The 18171-nt window shown below is 69.5% G+C and carries 17 protein-coding genes; 8 read left to right on the top strand and 9 right to left on the bottom strand.

Annotated features, from left to right (window positions below; all coding sequences use genetic code 11):
• Positions 1–143: 143 nt before the first annotated feature.
• Positions 144–569: a nitroreductase/quinone reductase family protein gene (locus ABZU72_RS24020; protein WP_355021300.1), complete on the top strand. Its 426-nt coding sequence runs from the start codon at positions 144–146 to the stop codon at positions 567–569.
• Between the two features lie 15 nt (positions 570–584).
• Here the strand turns inward: ABZU72_RS24020 and ABZU72_RS24015 are convergent, their stop codons facing one another.
• Genes ABZU72_RS24015 through ABZU72_RS24000 form a run of 4 tightly spaced genes read right to left on the bottom strand, consistent with a single transcriptional unit; the run spans position 585 to position 6257 of the window.
• Positions 585–1829 (bottom strand): hypothetical protein, encoded by a 1245-nt coding sequence (locus ABZU72_RS24015; protein WP_355021299.1) that lies wholly within the window; start codon positions 1827–1829, stop codon positions 585–587.
• Positions 1826–3409 carry a succinic semialdehyde dehydrogenase gene (locus ABZU72_RS24010; RefSeq protein WP_355021298.1) on the bottom strand — a complete coding sequence of 528 codons (1584 nt, stop codon included), beginning with the start codon at positions 3407–3409 and terminating at the stop codon, positions 1826–1828. The genes ABZU72_RS24015 and ABZU72_RS24010 overlap by 4 nt, the downstream gene beginning before the upstream one ends.
• A 59-nt stretch (positions 3410–3468) precedes the next feature.
• The gene (locus tag ABZU72_RS24005) at positions 3469–5091 is read right to left on the bottom strand and encodes a GMC family oxidoreductase N-terminal domain-containing protein (protein ID WP_355021297.1); all 1623 of its coding nucleotides are present in this window, start codon (positions 5089–5091) and stop codon (positions 3469–3471) included.
• Positions 5092–5093: 2 nt separating this feature from the next.
• Positions 5094–6257 (bottom strand): steroid 3-ketoacyl-CoA thiolase, encoded by a 1164-nt coding sequence (locus tag ABZU72_RS24000; RefSeq protein ID WP_355021296.1) that lies wholly within the window; start codon positions 6255–6257, stop codon positions 5094–5096.
• Positions 6258–6456: 199 nt separating this feature from the next.
• Between ABZU72_RS24000 and ABZU72_RS23995 the strand changes: the two genes are divergently transcribed.
• Positions 6457–7680, top strand: coding sequence for a cytochrome P450 (locus ABZU72_RS23995; protein ID WP_355021295.1), 1224 nt, complete (start codon positions 6457–6459; stop codon positions 7678–7680).
• Here ABZU72_RS23995 and ABZU72_RS23990 read toward each other — a convergent pair.
• The 5 genes from ABZU72_RS23990 to ABZU72_RS23970 all read right to left on the bottom strand — a co-directional run bounded on the left by ABZU72_RS23990 (position 7671) and on the right by ABZU72_RS23970 (position 11925).
• On the bottom strand, positions 7671–8177 hold the full coding sequence (locus ABZU72_RS23990; protein WP_355021294.1) for a GNAT family N-acetyltransferase: 507 nt from the start codon (positions 8175–8177) through the stop codon (positions 7671–7673). The genes ABZU72_RS23995 and ABZU72_RS23990 overlap by 10 nt on opposite strands.
• 5 nt (positions 8178–8182) lie before the next feature.
• Entirely contained in the window at positions 8183–8584 is a 402-nt protein-coding gene (locus ABZU72_RS23985) for an HIT family protein (RefSeq protein WP_355021293.1), read from the bottom strand.
• Positions 8585–8733: 149 nt separating this feature from the next.
• The gene (locus tag ABZU72_RS23980) at positions 8734–9897 is read right to left on the bottom strand and encodes a thiolase domain-containing protein (protein ID WP_355021292.1); all 1164 of its coding nucleotides are present in this window, start codon (positions 9895–9897) and stop codon (positions 8734–8736) included.
• Positions 9894–10964 (bottom strand): thiolase domain-containing protein, encoded by a 1071-nt coding sequence (locus ABZU72_RS23975; protein WP_355021291.1) that lies wholly within the window; start codon positions 10962–10964, stop codon positions 9894–9896. The genes ABZU72_RS23980 and ABZU72_RS23975 overlap by 4 nt, the downstream gene beginning before the upstream one ends.
• Before the next feature lie 10 nt (positions 10965–10974).
• Positions 10975–11925, bottom strand: a complete 951-nt coding sequence (locus ABZU72_RS23970; RefSeq protein ID WP_355021290.1) for an OB-fold domain-containing protein — start codon at positions 11923–11925, stop codon at positions 10975–10977.
• Positions 11926–11986: 61 nt separating this feature from the next.
• On the opposite strand from ABZU72_RS23970, the gene ABZU72_RS23965 reads away from it, so the two are divergent.
• The 6 genes from ABZU72_RS23965 to ABZU72_RS23940 all read left to right on the top strand — a co-directional run bounded on the left by ABZU72_RS23965 (position 11987) and on the right by ABZU72_RS23940 (position 18165).
• Positions 11987–13036 carry an LLM class F420-dependent oxidoreductase gene (locus tag ABZU72_RS23965; protein WP_355021289.1) on the top strand — a complete coding sequence of 350 codons (1050 nt, stop codon included), beginning with the start codon at positions 11987–11989 and terminating at the stop codon, positions 13034–13036.
• A gap of 31 nt (positions 13037–13067) precedes the next feature.
• A complete protein-coding gene (locus ABZU72_RS23960; RefSeq protein WP_355021288.1) occupies positions 13068–13925 on the top strand; it encodes an SDR family oxidoreductase in 858 nt (285 codons plus the stop codon).
• Complete coding sequence (locus tag ABZU72_RS23955) at positions 13922–15157, top strand: NADH:flavin oxidoreductase (protein WP_355021287.1); 1236 nt, start codon at positions 13922–13924, stop codon at positions 15155–15157. Before ABZU72_RS23960 ends, ABZU72_RS23955 begins: the two co-directional genes overlap by 4 nt.
• A gap of 14 nt (positions 15158–15171) precedes the next feature.
• Positions 15172–15888, top strand: coding sequence for a PaaI family thioesterase (locus ABZU72_RS23950; protein ID WP_355021286.1), 717 nt, complete (start codon positions 15172–15174; stop codon positions 15886–15888).
• Positions 15889–15955: 67 nt separating this feature from the next.
• A complete protein-coding gene (fadD8, locus tag ABZU72_RS23945) occupies positions 15956–17536 on the top strand; it encodes a fatty-acid--CoA ligase FadD8 (protein ID WP_355021285.1) in 1581 nt (526 codons plus the stop codon).
• Positions 17536–18165: a cytochrome b/b6 domain-containing protein gene (locus tag ABZU72_RS23940; RefSeq protein WP_355021284.1), complete on the top strand. Its 630-nt coding sequence runs from the start codon at positions 17536–17538 to the stop codon at positions 18163–18165. Before fadD8 ends, ABZU72_RS23940 begins: the two co-directional genes overlap by 1 nt.
• The last annotated feature ends 6 nt before the right edge of the window (positions 18166–18171 follow it).

Raw genomic sequence — 18171 nt, 5'->3', positions numbered from 1 at the left:
GACTTGACGGGCGTTTCAGTGCCCGTCAAGTCCAGGGATACCCGGTCGACCGGGTATCCCACACGGCGCCGCGTTTGACCGGTGCCCGTTGGGCATGTCTGCAAGAGTGGGTGAAAACCGATTCCTCGGGGGAAAGGCACTCCATGTCAGGCAGCGACTACAAGGACTGGAACCAGTCGATCATCGATGAGTTCCGCTCGAACGACGGCAACGTGACCTCGGTGCCGTTCGGGCGCGGGCTCGTGCTGGTGCACCACACCGGCGCCAAGACCGGCACCGAGAGGGTCTCGCCGGTGGCCAACCTCCACCCGGACTCCGACACCTGGCTGATCGCCGCGTCCAAGGCCGGCGCGCCCGAGAACCCGGCGTGGTACCACAACCTTCTCGCTCACCCGGAGACCAAGATCGAGACGCCCGACGAGGGGGTGGTCGAGGTCGAGGTGACCGAGCTGACCGGCGCCGAGCGCGACGCCGCCTGGGAGCGCTTCAAGGCGATGAGCCCCGGGTTCGGCGAGTACGAGGCGAAGACCGACCGGGTCATCCCGGTCCTCGCGCTGCGCAGGCGCTGACCTCAGACAGGACGATCAGACGGGCGTGATCGGCAGCGACCGGCGCGGCTCGAAGGCGAAGTCCGCGCCGGTGCTGAACCTCACCACCGCGACCTCGTTGGCCTCGGGAGCGGGTTCGGTGCGGCGTACGACCTCGACCCGCCAGCCGCCCTCGACCGCACCGACCTCGACGTCGAGGTGAGGGTCGAGGGCCTGCACCGCGGCCCGGAGCGGAATGAACCATTCCGGCCCGATCAGCGAGACCCAGGCGCCGTCCTCGTCGGCCGCCGAAGGGCGGAGGGTCAGCGCGTCGGCGTCCACCTCGCCCGAGACGTACGCAGCGGGGTTGAGCATCGGATGGAGCGCGAGCAGCCGCAGGGCGCCCTTGGTGTCCGGCGGTAGCGAGAGGGCCCGGGCGAGGCGTGCACCGGCGATGCCGGCGACCCCGACCAGCTGCTTGCGGCGGATGTCGACGAGCTGCTCGGGCGACGTCACCCGGGACTCCAAGGCGAGGGTGAAGCCGCGGTCGAGCAGTGCCATCTGCAGGCAGACCTCGTCGGCGATGCGCACCAGCGCTGAGTGGGAGAAACCGGCCAGGTCGAGGTCGGAGACCAGCGGTCCGGCGTAGTCGGCGGCACCGTCCTCGGACGGATCGATAGGCGCCAGCTCGAGCCGCGCCGCGCGTGAGCGCTCGTTGACGGCCAGCTCGGGGATCGCCACGGCCTCGGGATGGGCGTCGTCGATGGTCACCGTCCAGCGGCAGTGGGGCGTCCGGCCGGCCGGCACTCTCGGCGGCCGGTGGACCGGGCGCACCTGGGCCCGGGGGTGGGTCGCGATGGCGGTGGCGTCGAAGGTGGGGTCCTCGATGTCGTGGCACATCCCGCGGACGTACTCCTCGCCCATCGGCTCGACGTCCATCAGCGCGCCGCAGTGGTCGAGGTGGAACTCGCCGTGGCGGTTGTCGTGGACGGTGTAGCGGAAGTCCATGAACTGCGGCGGTGCGCCGATGTCGAGCTGGAGGCCCTTGAAGATCGTCGGTACGTTACCCTGCCCGGCTACCGCCGGCGCGTAGCCCAGCGCGGTCTGCATCCGCCGGGTGTAGACCGGCGAGGCGGCGGCCCACTCGACGATCGCGATCCGGAGCATCTCCTCGCGCCCGAAGGCGGAGATGCACCACGCCATCCCGGAGCGGTCGATCAGCTGGCCGATCAGGAGGAGCTCGCGGACGAGCTCGGCGAGCTCCTCCCGGGTCAGCTCGGCGTAGCGGGAGACGGGCGTCAACGGATGTGGAGCTTCCGCATCCAGCGCAGCGACGCCTGCATCTGCTTGGCGTAGTCGTCGAAGGTCTGCTTGCCCTGCGGCCCCATGACCTGCTTCTTCAGGGTCGCGACGTTCTGGGTCTCGGTGTACTTCAGCAGCCCCTGGTCACCGTGACGGGCACCGACACCGGACTGCTTCATGCCGCCCGAAGGGGTGGACTTCGAGGCGTACGCCGTGGCGAGGCCGTCGTTGATGTTGACGTTGCCCGACTCGATCCGTGCCGCGATCGCCTGGGCGCGCTTGAAGTTCGTGGTCCACACCGAGGCGTTGAGCCCGTAGTCGGTGTCGTTTGCCAGCTCGATCGCCTCCTCGAGGGTCGAGTAGCGGTGCAGCGAGACCACCGGCCCGAACGTCTCGGTCACCCCGTGGAGCATCTCCTTCGTGGTGCCCTCCAGGATGGTCGGCTCGAAGAAGGTCGGCCCGATGTCGGGACGCGCCTTGCCGCCGGTCAGCACGGTGGCGCCCTTGGCGACCGCGTCCTCGACGTGCGACTGCACCCGCGCCAGATGGTCGGGGGAGACCAGCGCCCCGAGGTCGGGCCCGAAGGCGTACGCCGCCTCGATCCGCATCCTTTCGACGGCGGCGACGAACTTGGCGCGGAACTCGTCGTACATCGCCTCGGGGATGTAGATCCGCTCGATGTGCATGCAGATCTGGCCGGTGTTGCCGAAGACGGCGAACATCGAGCCGCCGACGGTCTCGTCGATGTCGGCGTCGTCGAGGACGATCATCGGGTTCTTGCCGCCGAGCTCGAGGCAGGCACCGATCAGGTTGCGCCCCGCCTGCTCGCCGATCACCCGGCCGGTTGCGGTCGAGCCGGTGAACATCGCGTAGTCGACGTTGTCCAGCATCGTCGGGCCCACATCCGGGCCCTCGCCGCAGACCACCTGGAACAGGCCCTTCGGCAGGCCCGCCTCCTCGAGCAGCGAGATCCCGAACAGCGGGGAGAGCGCCGTCTTGTTGTCGGGCTTGAGGAGCACCGCGTTGCCGGCCATGAGCGCCGGGATCGCGTCGGAGAGACCGGTCGCGAACGGGAAGTTCCACGGCGCGATGATCCCGACCAGACCACGCGGCGGGTGGCGCTCGATCGAGCTCGACAGCACCGGCATCACGCCCGGGCGCTTCTTGTCCTTGAGCAGCTTCGGCGCCCGCTTGAGGTAGTGCGAGATCACCATCGGCGGGTCGCAGACCTCCTCGAAGGCGATCCGCCGGGCCTTGCCCGACTCGGCCTGGATGAGGTCGGCGATCTTGTGCTGGTTGCGCAGGATCAGCTCGTGGGCGCGCTTGAAGACGGCCAGCCGCTCCCGGAGCGGGGTCGCCGCCCACGCGTGCTGGGCAGCCCGGCCGGCCTCGGCGGCCCGCTCCACGTCCGCCGGTGATGACTGCGGCAGCGCCACCAGCACCTCACCGGTGTAGACCTCGGTCAGCTTCCAGGACGCACCCGTCGAGGACGGGACCCGGGAGACCAGCTCGGCCAGCAGCTCCTCGGTGATCCAGTCGGGGCGGCGTACGTCTGCTGTCTTCGCGGTGTCAGTGCTCATGTCTGCTTCCGATCAGCGGTTGTCGAGGACGGCTCTACAGATTTTCGTCAAGGATGGCTCTACGCACTTTCGTCAAGGACGAAGGCTGCGCAACGGTCACCGATCATGACCGCGGGAGCGTTGGTGTTGCCGCCGATGATCGACGGCATGATCGAGGCGTCGGCGACCCGGAGGCCATCGATGCCGCGTACGCGGAGCTGCGGGTCGACCACGGCCCGCTCGTCGACTCCCATCCGGCAGGAGCCGACACCGTGGTAGATCGAGGTCGCGCGGTTGGTGACCTCGTCCTTCATGGCCTCGGCGTCGATCGCCTTGCCGGGGTGGATCTCCGACTTGACCTGGTCACCGAAGGCCGGGGCGGCCATGATCTCGCGGATCATCTCCACGCCCTCGAGCAGGACGCGCTTGTCGTCGGGCTCGGCGAGGTAGTTGAAGTCGATCAGCGGCTCGGCGGTCGGGTCCGCGTTGCGCAGCCGCAGCGTCCCGCGCGAGCGCGGGTAGATCAGCGACGACATCACCGTCAGCGCCGCCCGAGGGTCGACCTCGTGGCGGATCGGCGCGTCCTGGTTGGGGGAGGGATAGGCCCAGGGGAGGACGTGCAGCTGCAGGTCGGGCACGTCGGTGGCCAGCGAGGTGCGTACGAAGCCGACCGTCTCGAAGACCGTGTGGCCGAGGATCGACCGGCCGACCGTCTGCTCCTTGAGGACCGCCTTGCCGAAGTAGCCGGCGGTGCCGCGGTGCAGCGCGGTCGGCATCTCCCAGGTGGTCGGCACGAACATGTGGTCGTGCAGGTTGTCACCGACCGGCAGCTCGTGGACGGTCTGGATCCCGTGCTCGGCCAGGTGGTCGGAATGACCTATTCCGGAGAGCATCAGCAGCTGGGCGGAGCCGAAGACGCCCGCGGAGACGATGACCTCCTGGGTCGCCGAGATCGTCTGCGGACCCTGCCTGGTGAGGATCTCGACGCCCTTCGCGCGGCCGTTCTCGATCACGATCCTCGAGACGTGCACCTGGGTGAGCGTGGTCAGGCTCGGCAGCTCCTGGTCGTGGAGGTAGCCCCGCGAGGCCGAGTAGCGCAGCCCGTCGATCGCGCTCTGCTGGAACGTCGAGACGCCCTCCTGCTCGGCGCCGTTGTAGTCGTCGAGCACCTTCACGTCGAGGGTCTCAGCAGCGGCTCGCTGGAAGGAGAGCGATGCCTCGGTCGGCCGCGGGTGCTTCATGACCTTGATCGGCCCGCCGGTGCCGCGGTAGTCGGAGCCGCCGCCCTCGTAGTCCTCGACCCGCCGGTACGCCTCATTGACCGAGTCCGCGTCCCAGCCGGTGTTGCCCTCTGCCGCCCAGGCGTCGTAGTTGGCCCGGTTGCCCCGGACCCACAGCAGCCCGTTGATGGAGGAGGAGCCGCCGAGCACCTTGCCGCGCGGCTGGGGGAGCTCGCGGTTACGGGCGTGGTGCTGGGGGACCGTGTGGTAGCCCCAGTCGACGAGCTTCTTCAATCGCGGCTCGGCGTGGAGGGGTCCGATCATGCCGGGCTTGGTCACCAGGTAGTTGCGCCTGTCGTTCTTCCCGGCCTCGAGCAGGATGACCGACTTGCCGGCGGCCGCCAGGCGGCCGGCGACGGCACAACCGGCCGAGCCGGCGCCGACGACGACGTACTCGGCCTCGGTGATTTTGGACTTGGGCACGATCAGATCCTCTCGATGATCGTCGCGGTGGCCTGAGCGCCACCGGCGCACATCGAGACCAGCGCGGTGCTGGCGTCGCGGCGCTCGAGCTCGTGCAGCGCCGTGGTGAGCAGGCGGGTGCCGGTGGAGCCGACCGGGTGGCCGAGCGCGATCGCGCCGCCGTTGACGTTGATCTTCTCCTCGGGGACCTGGTGCACCTGGGCCCAGGACATGACCACGCCGGCGAAGGCCTCGTTGACCTCGGCGATGTCGATGTCGCCGATCGTCATCCCGGTGTCCTTCAGCGCCTTCTCGGTCGCCTGGACGGGGCCGTCGAGGTGGTAGTAGGGGTCGGATCCGACCAGGTTGGAGGTGACGATCCGCGCCCGAGCCTTCAGCCCGAGCGAGGCGGCGACCGCGGAGTCCATCAGCAGCAGCGCCGAGGCGCCGTCGGAGATCTGCGAGGAGGTGCCGGCGGTGTGGATGCCGCCCTCGAGCACCGGGCTGAGCCCGGCCAGCTTCTCGAGCGAGGTGTCGCGGATGCCCTGGTCCTCGGTGACGGTGCGTACCGAGTCGGTGGGCTTGCCCTCGTCGTCGAGCATGGGGGCTTCGACGGCGAAGATCTGCCTCTTGAAGTGCCCGGCGTCGCGCGCCTGGCGCGCCTTGACCTGCGACCACAGCCCGAACTCGTCGACCTCGTTGCGGGAGAACCCGCGGTTCTTCACGATCCGGTCGGCGCCCTCGAACTGGTTGGGCAGATCGATGTTCCAGTCTGCGGGACGTGGATCGCCGGCGCCCTTGGGCACGTTGGCACCCAGCGGGATGCGTGACATCGACTCGATGCCGCAGGCGATGCCGACCTTGATCTGGTCGGAGGCGATCATCGCGTTGATCAGGTGCGTGGCCTGCTGCGCCGAGGAGCACTGCGCGTCGATGACCGTGGAGCCGGTGTGGATCGGCAGCCCGGCATGGAGCCAGGCGCGGCGGACCATGTTGTTGGACTGCTCGCCCGCCTGGGAGACGCAGCCGCCGATTACCTGATCCACCAGGTCAGGGTCGACTCCGGCGCGCTTGAGCACCTCGACCTGGGCGGCGCCGAGCAGAACGCCCGGGTGCAGGCCCGCGAGCCAGCCCTTGCGCTTGCCGATGGGGGTACGGACGGCTTCGACGATGACGGGCGTGCCCATGGAACCTCGCTCTTCGGGGGTTTCGACAAGTCGCTGGTGCGCGGGCGCGCACCGTCACGCCTGATGACGTGACACCGGTTACACTCGATTGTTCCAAAGTAGAACGTGTTCTCGTTTGGCGCAACCCTTGTGTGATGCTGGGCACTGTGTGAACATAAACTAGAACGTGTTACAGAAAAGACCTCGAAGGAGCACACCCGTGACCGCTCTCCCCGTGGATTTCGATCCGACTGATCCCGTGCTCAACGAGGAGCGCGTCCCGCTCCAGGAGTTTCTCGAGCTCCGCAAGACCGCCCCGGTGTGGTGGGTAGAGCAGACGCCCGAGGCACGCGCGGGCTTCCTCGACACCGGGTTCTGGGCGGTGAGCAAGCACGAGGACATCCTTGCCGTCTCCAAGGACAGCGAGAACTTCGGCACCAACGAGAACGGCGTGATCATCCGGTTCGCGCCCGACATGACCCGCGAGCAGGTCGAGCTGCAGCGCGCGATGCTGATCCACCACGATGCGCCCGACCACACCAAGCTGCGCCAGATCATCAGCCGCGGGTTCACCCCGCGGGCGATCAACGCTCTCAAGGACCGTCTGGTCGAGCGGGCCCACAGCATCGTCGACGACGCGCTGGCCAAGGGCGAGGGTGACTTCGTCGCCGAGGTCGCCGCCGAGCTCCCGCTCCAGGCGATCGCCGAACTCCTCGGCGTCCCGCAGGAGGACCGGCGCAAGCTCTTCGACTGGTCCAACCAGATGCTCGCCTACGACGACCCGGAGTACAACGCGGACCCCGAGGCCGCCTCCATCGAGATCTTGACGTACGCGATGACGCTGGCCGCCGAGCGCAAGGCGGACCCCAAGGACGACATCATCTCCAAGCTCGTCAACGCCGAGCTGGAGGGCGGGGCGCTGGGCGATGACGAGTTCGGCTTCTTCGTCATCCTGCTCGCGGTCGCCGGCAACGAGACCACCCGCAACGCGATCTCCCACGGCATGCAGGCCTTCTTCGACAACCCCGACCAGTGGGAGCTGTGGAAGAAGGAGCGCCCCGACACGATGGTCGACGAGGTGATCCGCTGGGCCACCCCGGTCACCGTCTTCCAGCGTACGGCGCTCAACGACGTCGAGGTCGGTGGCCAGCTCGTCAAGAAGGGCCAGCGCGTCGGCATCTTCTACGCCTCGGGCAACCACGACGAGGACGTCTACGACGACCCCGACACCTTCGACATCACCCGAGAGCACAACCCCCACCTCGCCTTCGGTGGCCACGGCGCCCATTACTGCATCGGCGCCAACCTCGCCCGGATGGAGGTGCGGATCATGTTCGACGTGATCGCCGACCGGATGCCCGACCTGAAGCCCAACGGCGCACCGCGCCGCCTGCGTCACGCATGGATCAACGGCATCAAGGAGCTTCCGGTCACCTACGCCTGACCAGGGACCTTCACATTGGAGAAGTGGGGCCGGCGAAACGGATAATTCTCCGGCACCCACTTCTTCAGCGCTTCGAAAGCCACCTCGTAGAGCCCCTGCTCGTAGGCCTCTGTGGTCACCCACCAGCTGACGTCGACGTCGTACGCGGCCAGCTCCTCGCTCAGCTCCTGCCGGACGCCCAGCGGATAGAGGTAGGCACACCCGACGTAGCCCAGCGTGGGCGTCCCCAGGACGTAGGAGAACGACTTGTTCTCCTTCCACTCGCCCTCGTGCCAGACCAGGTCGATGTAGTCGTCCTCCTCCGACGTCAGCCCGTCCGGCCACCCGCCACCCCGGGTCGCGTTGATGATTTCGCGGTCGGCGTTGATGGCGCGTACGTCATCGGCCAGGCACTCGCGCGACAGTGGCCGCGCCGTCAGGTCGCCGTGGGTGAGCACCCGCGGCGCCTCGAACCCGTCCGGGACGACCAGCAGCTTGCTCAGTCCTGCGTAGCTCATCTCCCTCACCTGAGCTCGCCGGTGAGCTGCTTGGCGAGCGTCGAGCGGATCGCGAGCCCGATGCGGTCCCTCTCGGTCGCCGGGATCTGCTCGTCCTCGGGGACGTCGAGGTAGCCGAAGACCTTCGGCCCCGTCCGGTCCTCCGGCTGGTCCGGCATCCGCGGGACCAGGTGGACGTGCAGGTGGTGATATCCCGCAGTCTCGGAGAACTGCATGACGTAGGTCTTCTCGCACTGCGTCAGGGTGCGCAGTGCCTGCGAGAGCTGCCCGAGAAGTGTGCCCAGTTCCGCATGCCCCTCGGCATCCAGCGCATCGAGGGCGGTCACGTGCTCGCGGGCGACCAGGACAAGCCAGCCGGGCAGTGACGTGTTGAGCGCATGCGCCGCCCGCCAGTGCTTGGTCGTCACGATCGATCCGCGAGGCGTATCAGCCTCGCTCTCTGCGATGGCACAGGTCTGGCATTCCATGCCGATTCACGTTAGCCGATGCACACGGTCGTTACAGGTGTGACGAATGAGGCGCCTCACCCGTCACACCCGCAACGACCGTGTGCGTTTCAGTTGGAGGGCGGCTGTGATCCCACGACCCACATGGAGAAGAACTGCGACCCGCCGCCGTAGGCGTGCCCGAGTGCTCGGCGGGCGCCGTCGACCTGGTGCTCGCCGGCCCGGCCCCTGACCTGCAGGGCGGCCTCGGCGAAGCGGAGCATGCCGGAGGCGCCGATGGGGTTGGAGGAGAGCACGCCGCCGCTCATGTTGACCGGGAGGCTGCCGCCGATGGCGGTCTCGCCGGCCTCGGTGAGCTTCCAGCCGGAGCCCTCGGCGGCGAAGCCGAGGTTCTCGAGCCACATCGGCTCGAACCAGGCGAACGGCACGTAGATCTCGGCACAGTCGATCTCGCGGGCCGGGTCGGTGATCCCGGTCGCCTTCCACAGCGCCGCCGCGGCCTCGCGGCCCGCCTGCGGGTTGACCTGGTCGCGCTCGGCGGCCGAGGTGGGCTCGGAGCGCATCACGGTGCCGTGGATCCAGGCCGGAGCCTCGTACGTCTTGGCGACGTCCTCGGCGGCGATCACCATCGCGCAGGCGCCGTCGGAGGACGGGCAGGTCTCGTCGTAGTGGATCGGGTCCCAGAGCATCTGCGAGGCCAGCACCGACTCGACCGTGGTGCCCTCGTTGTGGAGATGCGCATAGGGGTTCTTCAGTGCGTTGTTGCGGTCCTTGGCCGCGACGATCGCGCCGATGTGCGAGGGCGCGTTGGCGCGGCGGATGTAGGAGCGTACGTGCGGGGCGAAGTAGCCGCCCGCGCCGGCGTGCACCGGCATCACGAACGGGATCGGCACGGAGAGTGCCCACATCGCGTTGGACTCCGACTGCTTCTCGAAGGCGACGGTGAGCACCTTCTTGTGGACGCCGGCCTGAACCAGCGAGGAGGCGACGATGGCGGTCGAGCCGCCGACCGAGCCGGCGGTGTGCACGCGCAGCAGCGGCTTTCCGGCCGCGCCCAGCGCCTCGGCGAGGTAGAGCTCGGGCATCATCACGCCCTCGAACAGGTCCGGCGCCTTGCCGATGACGATGGCGTCGACCTCGTCGAGGGTCAGCCCGGCGTCCTCGAGGGCCCGGTCCATCGCCTCGCGGCACAGCCCGGCCATCGAGACGTCCTCGCGCTTGGCGCGGTGGTGGGTCTGGCCGATCCCGATCACGGCCGCGGGAACCTTGCTCACTTGCCACTCCCGTTCTCTTGGGCTTCCATCACGCACACGAGGTTCTGCTGCAGTGCCGGACCGCTGGTCGCGTGACCGAGCACCTTGTCGGCCGACCCATCCCAGATCCGCTTGGCGGCCTCGCCGATCCGGATCGCGCCGGCGCTGAACATCGGGTTGGCGGCGAGCGCTCCACCCGAAGGACTGATCTGTACGTCATCACCCAGTCCGAGCGCCGAGCGCAGGACGAGCTCCTGGTGGCTGAACGGCGCGTGCAGCTCGGCGACCTGGACACCCGCGGTGCCGCCCACGGCGGCAGCTGCCCGCTGGGCCGATCCTGAGATCGTCAGGTCGCGCGTGCCGAGGTGGAGACCGTCGGAGCTGTGCGCGATCCCGGTGATCCAGGCCGGACGCTGGTTGGCGTCGTACGCCCGGTCGCCGGCGGCGAGCACGATCGCGGCCGCGCCGTCGGTCACCGGAGCGCAGTCGTGCTTGCGCAGAGGGTCGGCGAACATCGGCCGGGCGAGCAGCTCGCTCACCGAGGAGCCACCGGCCCGGACGGCGTACTCGTTCTTCTCCGCATCCGTCAGCGACCGGTTGACGACCTCGGCCAGCGCGGTCTCGTCCCAGAGTCCGGCGTCGAGCCCCAGGCGCGCCTGGAGCGCGGCCAGGGAGACGGTGTCGGGCCACAGCGGCGTCATCGTGTAGGGGTCCAGCTGCAGCGTCAGCGTCCGGCGCAGCACGCCCGCCGACGCCTTGCCGAACCCGAAGACCAGCGCGGTGTCGACCTCGCCGGTCTGGATCTTGATCCAGGCCTCGTACAGCGCCCAGGCGGCGTCCATCTCGACGTGCGACTCGTTGACCGGGGGCAGCACCCCGATCGCATCGATCGCGCTCACGAACGAGAACGACCGGCCGGCCAGATAGTCGGACGAGCCCGAGCACCAGAACCCGATGTCCTTCTTGGCCCATCCCGTCTGCTCGTAGCACTCGGCCAGGATCGGCACGAGCAGCTCGGCCATGCTCGGCGACCCGTCGAAGTCCTTCATCTGTCGCTGGGCGAACCCGACGACGGCAACGTCTCTCACTGAGCGCTCCTCACAGGTGGTGCTTGTAGCTGTCGAAGTCCGCGTCCGGCTCATCGGTCGGCGCGAAGTGGCTGATGTTCTCGATGCTGGTGCCCCACTCGTCGCGCGGCTTCCAGACCGCCTTCACCCGCATCCCCATCCGGACCTCGTCGGCCGGGATGTCCAGGATCAGGTGCTGCAGCGCGATGTCGGCGCCGTCGAGGAGGACGTACGCGGAGACGTACGGCGGCTTGATCTTCTGCCCCAGGAACGGGACGTTGACGACGCAGAACGTGGTCACCGTGCCGACGTGCGAGAGCTCGATCTCCTCCGCGGTCGGCACCCCGTCTGTCGGGCAGGCGCCCCGCGGCGGGACGTAGACCTTTCGGCACTTCGGGCACCGCTGGCCCAGGATCCGGCCCTCGGCCAGGCCGCGGAAGAACGAGGACTCCTCCGGCGAGGCCGCGTAGTGGTAGTCGAGGCTGACCGGGGTCACGATCCGGCTGACGTCCTCGCCTCCGGTGGCTGCCGGGGTGCCTGCTGGGTCGCCGCCTTCGGCCTCGAAGACGAGGTCGTTGACAGAGCCGGTGCGCTCCTCGGCCCATCTGGCTCGGACCCTCATCCCGGTCTCGATGTCGTCGGGGGAGGCGACGTCGACGGCATGCAGCCACGGGGTGTCGGCGCCGTCGATGGTGATCAGGGCGTACGCGAACGGCCTCTCGAACGGCTGGCCGGCGACGGGCTCGCTCACCCAGGTCCATGAGGTGACCGTGCCGGTGTCGGGAAGCTCGACGAACTCGGTCACGGCCTGGTGCGTGACCGGGTCGTACTCAGGGGGTGGGACCGCGACTCGGCCGTCGCCGAGCCGGCCGCCGACGATGGTGGTGTCTCGTAGTCCGGTGAGGAAGCGGCCGATCACCGGGCCTGTGGATCTGGTGTAGTCGAAGGCGACCGTCACGGGTGCCTGCAAGGTGCGACTCATGACAGAAAGTGAAACACGTTCTAGTATTGGCCACAACCTTTACGTGGTGACTAAGGAGTCGATGAGAGTGAAGTTGGGGCTACAGCTTGGCTACTGGGGAGCACAGCCACCGACCGGTGTCGGCGAGCTCGTCGCCGCCGCGGAGGAGGCCGGGTTCGACGCGATCTTCACCGCCGAGGCCTGGGGGAGCGACGCGCTCACGCCGCTGGCCTGGTGGGGCCGGGAGACCTCCCGGGTCCGTCTCGGCACCTCGATCGTGCAGATGTCCGGACGTACGCCCACCTCGATCGCGATGCACGCGCTGACGCTCGACCATCTCTCCGGTGGCCGGTTCGTCCTCGGGCTCGGCGTGAGCGGCCCGCAGGTGGTCGAGGGGTGGTACGGCCAGCCGTTCGGTAGGCCGCTGGCCCGCACCCGTGAGGTCGTCTCGATCATCCGGCAGGTGCTTGCCCGGGAGGCGCCGGTGACCAACGACGGGCCGCACTACCCGCTGCCCTTCACGGGCGAGGGCTCGGTCGGGCTCGGCAAGCCGCTCAAGCCGATCGTGCACCCGCTGCGCGCCGACATCCCGATCTGGCTCGGTGCCGAAGGCCCCAAGAACGTCGCCCAGACCGCCGAGATCGCCGACGGCTGGATCCCGATCTTCTACACCCCCAGGTCCGCCCCGATGTACGCCGACTGGCTCGCCGAGGGCTTCGCGCGACCTGGGGCGCGGCGTACTGCCGACGACTTCGAGATCGCCGCGACCTGCCATCTCCAGATCGTCGCGGACGCGGAGGAGAAGCAGGCCGCGCTCGAGGCGATGAAGCCGTTCGCGGCCCTCTACATGGGCGGCATGGGCGCCAAGGAGCAGAACTTCCACAACCAGGTCTTCGAGCGGATGGGCTACGCCGAGCTCGCCGGGCAGGTTCAGGCGCTCTACCTGACCGGCGACAAGACCCAGGCCACCGCCCTCATCCCCGACGAGCTCGTCGACGACCTGCACATCATCGGCACCGAGGACGAGGTACGCGACAAGGTGGCGCAGTGGGAGGAGACCGGTGTGACCACCCTGCTGCTGAGCCTCGGCTCGGCCGCCGAGGTCCACCGCATCGCCGAGGTGCTCGGATGACGACGGCGCCCCTCTCGGGGGACGCCCGCTGATGGCGGTCTACGCCGTCACCGGATCGGCCTCGGGCATGGGGGCCGCCGTCGTCGAACGGCTCCTCGCCGCCGGACACCGCGTCGTGACCGTCGACATCGCCGAGGCCGATGTCGTCGCCGACCTGTCGACGCCGAAGGGCCGCCGCGACGCCACCGAGAAGGTGCTCGCCGCCTGTGGCGGCCGGCTCGACGGCGCGGTCCTCGCGGCCGGGCTCGGGCCGGCGCCGGGGCACGAGCGCCCTGGCCTGATCACGCAGGTCAACTACCTCGGCGTCGTCGAGCTCCTCGAGGGCTGGCGCGAGGCGCTCGCCGCCGCCGGCAACGCCAAGGTCGTGGTCTTCTCCAGCAACTCGACCACGACGATGCCGCTGATCCCGGCACGGGCGGTCGCGGCGCTGCTCGAGGGCGACGCGGAGCGGGCGCTGAAGGCGTACCGGATCTTCGGGAAGGGGGCGCCGGCGATGGCCTACGGCGCCTCGAAGGTCGCCGTGACCCGCTGGGTGCGGCGTCGCGCGGTCGAGCCGGAGTGGGTGCAGGCCGGGATCCGGCTCAACGCGATCGCGCCGGGCGCGGTGCTGACGCCGCTGCTGGAGAAGCAGCTCGCGACGCCGGGGGAGGCGAAGGCGATCCGGTCGTTCCCGGTCCCGGCCGGCGGCTTCGGCGACCCGGGGCTGCTCGCCGACTGGGTGATCCACATGCTCGGCCCCGCGGCCGACTTCATGGTCGGCAGCGTCGTCGTGGTCGACGGCGGCACCGACGCCTGGTTCCGGGCCGACGACTGGCCGCGGCCGGTGCCCGGCAGGCGGCTGCGGGGCTATCTGCGCAGGATGCGCGAGTTCAGGAAGGTACGCGCGTGACCGACTCCACGACCGACCCGCTCGCTCCGGCGACGCTGGGTCCGGTGACCCTGCGCAATCGGGTGATCAAGGCGGCGACCTTCGAGGGCGCCTCACCCGGGGCGCTCGTCTCGGACCGGCTGATCGACTACCACCTCGCCGTCGCCGAGGGCGGCGTCGGGATGACCACGGTCGCCTATCTCGCGGTGGCCCCGGAGGGACGTACGCATGCCGACTGCATCTACTGGCGCCCGGAGGCGCTGGCCGGGCTGCGGAGGCTGACCGAGGAGGTCCACGCGACCGGCGCCAAGATCTCGGCCCAGATCGGTCACGCCGGCCCGGTCGCCAACGCCAAGTCCAACGGGGTGCCGTCGCTGGCGCCCACGCGGTCCTTCAACGCGCTCGGGATGGCGTTCAACCGCGCCGCGACCGCGGCGGACCTCGCCCGGGTCGTCGAGCAGCACGGCGCCGCGGCCCGGATGGCCGTCGAGACCGGCTTCGACGCGATCGAGGTGCACCTGGGCCACAACTACCTGCCCAGCTCGTTCCTCAGTCCGCGCCTCAACCAGCGCACCGACGAGTTCGGCGGGTCGCTGGCCAACCGGGCCTCGTTCCCGCGCCGGATCCTGGCCGCGGTGCGGGAGGCGGTCGCCGAAGCGGGTGGTGGTCGGGTCGCCGTGCTCGCCAAGATGAACATGCGCGACGGCTACCGCGGCGGGTTCGACCTTCCCGAGTCGGTCGAGTTCGCGCGCCTGCTCGAGTCCGACGGCCACCTCGACGCGCTCGAGCTCACCGGCGGCTCCTCGTTCATGAACCCGATGTATCTCTTCCGCGGCGACGCTCCCTACCGCGAGATGGCCGCCAACATGCCACTGCACCCGGTGATCAGGATGGGCATGCGGATGGTGGGCAAGGGCTTCTTCAAGGAGTACCCCTACAAGCCGCTCTACTTCCTCGACAACGCCCGCGAGTTCCGCCGCGCTCTGAGCATGCCGCTGGTCCTCCTCGGCGGGGTCACCGACCTGACCGGGATGCGGACCGCGATGGACGAGGGCTTCGAGTACGTCGCGATGGCCCGCGCGCTGCTCCGCGAGCCGGACCTGGTCAACCGCCTCCGGGCCGACCCCGCGACCGTGTCGCGATGCACCCACTGCAACCTGTGCATGTCGACCATCTACCCGGGGACCCATTGCCACCTCGACGCCGAGCACGTCTACGGTGAGGCTCACCCGATCCTGCTGCCCCCATCCTGAAGCCGAGGACCCAGATGTCGATGCACTACGGACGCGCCCACCACCCGCAGGCTCCTGCCGGATACGTCCGTGACGACATGACCGACGCTGAGATCAAGGAGCGGGAGGCCACGCTGGTCCCGCTGACCGACTCGGTGCGCCGGCTCGTCGACGCGGTCGTGCGCACCCAGGTCGCGGACTCGGTCCTCGACGACGTACGCCGCCGGGTCGAGGCGCTGACCGATGAGCTGCTCGCCGAGGCGCTGCCTGGCCCGCACGGGGTCCGGTTCGGGGCGGACGGCGGCTTCCGCAACTACGGCAACCCGGTGGTCGGGAAGGGCAACGCCATCGCCCCGCCGCTGGCGGTCCAGCGCGACGGCGAGGACGTGTGGGCCGACTTCGAGCTCGGGCCCGCGTACGAGGGCCCGCCGGGACTGGTCCACGGCGGTGTGTCTGCGCTGATCCTGGACCAGCTGCTCGGCGAGGCCGCCTCGGCGGGTGGTCGCCCCGGAATGACCGGCACCCTGACGATCGTCTACAAGCAGGGGACTCCGCTGGGTCCGTTGCGCGGTGAGGCGCGGATCGCGTCGACCGAGGGAGTGAAGTCGGTCGTACGTGGACGGCTGCTGACCCGGCCCGCCGACGGTTCCGAGCCGGTGGTGTGCGTCGAGGCCGAGGGCATCTTCATCCTGCCGCGGTGGGCACGCGAGGCGATGGCCGCCGCCGACCGGGATCACGTCGGCGACGCCTGAAGCGGCTCCTGTCGCAGCAGCCAACCCGGGGCTAGAACACGTTCTAGTTTCGCGGTAAGGTGCGGGCATGGATACCAGCCGCATCGGTCCCCACAACGGTCATCTGATGGTCTCGGCGCTGGAGCGCCACAAGAACCGTCCGATCATTCATCTCGGCGACGTGAGTCTGACCGGGGCGGAGGTGGCGGCGCGGATCAGTCAGTACGTCCAGGCCTTCGAGGCGCTCGGCGCCGGCACCGGCTCGGCGACCGCGCTGCTCGCGCTCAACCGCCCCGAGGTGCTCTTCATCCTCGGTGCCGGCCAGACCCAGGGATTCCAGCGCACGGCGCTGCACCCGCTGGGCAGTGCGGAGGACCAGGCGTACGTCATCAACGATGCCGGGATCACCGGTCTGATCATCGACCCCTACTTCGCTGATCGCGCGGTCGAGCTGCTGGAGATGTGCCCGGGGCTGAAGCGGGTGCTGACCATCGGGCCGGTCCCGCCGCAGCTGGCGGATGTCGGCGTCGATCTCGTCGCCGCCGCGGAGACCTACCCGGTCGAGCCGCTCGCTGCGAGGCTGCTCCCGCCGAACCACGTCACCTCGATCACCTACACCGGCGGCACGACCGGGAAGCCGAAGGGCGTGATCGGGCTGTCCGGGTCGTTCGCGACGATGACCCAGGTGCAGCTCTCGGAGTGGGAGTGGCCCGAGGCGCCCCGGTTCCTGATGTGCACACCGCTCTCGCACGCCGGTGCCGCCTTCTTCGTGCCCGTCGTGATCAAGGGCGGCACCCTCTTCGTGATGCCGAGGTTCGATCCGGCCGCCGTCCTGGAGACCATCGAGCGCGAGCGGATCTCCTCGCTGATGGTGGTCCCGACGATGCTGTACGCGCTCCTCGACCACCCTGACTCCCGCATCCGCGACCTGTCCTCGCTCGAGACCGTCTACTACGGCGCCTCCGCGATCAACCCGGTGCGCCTGGCGGAGGCGATCGAGCGGTTCGGGCCGATCTTCGCGCAGTACTACGGCCAGTCCGAGGCGCCGATGGCGATCACCTACTTCGCCAAGGGCGACCACGTCGACGCTGACGGGGAGCCGCTCACCCATCGGCTCACCTCCTGCGGCCGGCCGTCCGCGCTGGTCCGTACGGCCCTGATCGGTGCCGACGGCACGCCGGTCGCTCCTGGCGATCCCGGTGAGATCTGCGTCGCCGGACCGCTGCTCTCCGGTGGGTACTGGCAGCTGCCCGAGGTCACCGCCGAAACCTTCCGGGACGGCTGGATGCACACCGGCGACGTCGCCCGGGAGGACGAGGACGGCTTCTGGTACATCGTCGACCGCACCAAGGACATGATCGTCACCGGCGGCTTCAACGTCTTCCCCCGCGAGGTCGAGGACGTCATCGCGACCCATCCCGCGGTCGCCCAGGTCGCCGTCATCGGCACCCCGCACGAGAAGTTCGGCGAGGCCGTCACCGCCGTGGTCGTCCCCCGTCCCGACGCCGTCCTCTCGGACGAGGTCGTCGCCGAGATCCAGGCCCTGGTCAAGGAGCGGAAGGGATCCGTTCATGCACCCAAGTCGGTCATCGAGATCGACGCGATCCCGATGACCGCCCTCGGCAAGCCGGACAAGAAGGCCCTGCGGGCGCGCTACGCTGCCTCCTGATGTCAGGCACGTCGGCAACGGGCTATGGGGTCGTCGCCAAGACCCTTCACTGGCTGACGGTCGCCGCCTTCGTGCTGCAGTTCGTGGTCGGCTATGCCATGTCGACAGAGACCGACTGCGACCCGCCGGCGGAGGACCGCAGCGGCGGTGACACCTCCGACGCGGAGGAGGAGCGGATCGAGCGCTTCGAGGAAGCCTGCGAGGCCCGGGTCGGCGACGAGGGCTCGCTCGACACCGCCTGGGCCGACCTGTGGGGCGGCGGCATCGGTGTGGACGGCATCGGCCTGCCCGAGCTGCACATCCTGCTCGGCCTGGCCATCCTGCTTCTCGGCGGTCTTCGGGTCGCCTGGCGCATGATCGCCCCGCTACCCCCGTGGGACCCGCGACTCACCGCGACCGACCGACCCCTGGCCCATGTCACCGAGCGGGTGCTGCTCTCGCTGATGTTCGTCGTCCCGCTCACCGGCCTCGCGCTGGTGGCGGTCTCCGACGACCTGGTCGCGCTGCACATCGCCGCCCACATCGCGTTCTTCGTCGCGCTCGGCGCACATCTGCTGCTGGTGCTGCGGCGGGGGCTGCTTCCGCGGATGCTGCCAGGGGCTGCGTACGTCAGGAAGGGCCGCGCCTGAGGGGGT

It is taken from the genome of Nocardioides sp. NPDC004968 (assembly GCF_040608935.1).
Classification (GTDB): Bacteria; Actinomycetota; Actinomycetes; order Propionibacteriales; family Nocardioidaceae; genus Nocardioides.
This window is presented reverse-complemented; position numbering and strand designations above follow the sequence as displayed.

Excerpts from the sequence above, each read along its gene's own strand:
- ABZU72_RS23960 (WP_355021288.1), top strand. The coding sequence starts at position 13,068 with ATGGCGGTCTACGCCGTCACCGGATCGGCCTCGGGCATGGGGGCCGCC.
- ABZU72_RS23970 (WP_355021290.1), bottom strand. The coding sequence starts at position 11,925 with ATGAGTCGCACCTTGCAGGCACCCGTGACGGTCGCCTTCGACTACACC.
- ABZU72_RS23940 (WP_355021284.1), top strand. The coding sequence starts at position 17,536 with ATGTCAGGCACGTCGGCAACGGGCTATGGGGTCGTCGCCAAGACCCTT.
- ABZU72_RS23950 (WP_355021286.1), top strand. The coding sequence starts at position 15,172 with ATGTCGATGCACTACGGACGCGCCCACCACCCGCAGGCTCCTGCCGGA.
- ABZU72_RS24020 (WP_355021300.1), top strand. The coding sequence starts at position 144 with ATGTCAGGCAGCGACTACAAGGACTGGAACCAGTCGATCATCGATGAG.
- ABZU72_RS24010 (WP_355021298.1), bottom strand. The coding sequence starts at position 3,409 with ATGAGCACTGACACCGCGAAGACAGCAGACGTACGCCGCCCCGACTGG.
- fadD8 (WP_355021285.1), top strand. The coding sequence starts at position 15,956 with ATGGATACCAGCCGCATCGGTCCCCACAACGGTCATCTGATGGTCTCG.
- ABZU72_RS23965 (WP_355021289.1), top strand. The coding sequence starts at position 11,987 with ATGAGAGTGAAGTTGGGGCTACAGCTTGGCTACTGGGGAGCACAGCCA.
- ABZU72_RS23990 (WP_355021294.1), bottom strand. The coding sequence starts at position 8,177 with ATGAGCTACGCAGGACTGAGCAAGCTGCTGGTCGTCCCGGACGGGTTC.
- ABZU72_RS24000 (WP_355021296.1), bottom strand. The coding sequence starts at position 6,257 with ATGGGCACGCCCGTCATCGTCGAAGCCGTCCGTACCCCCATCGGCAAG.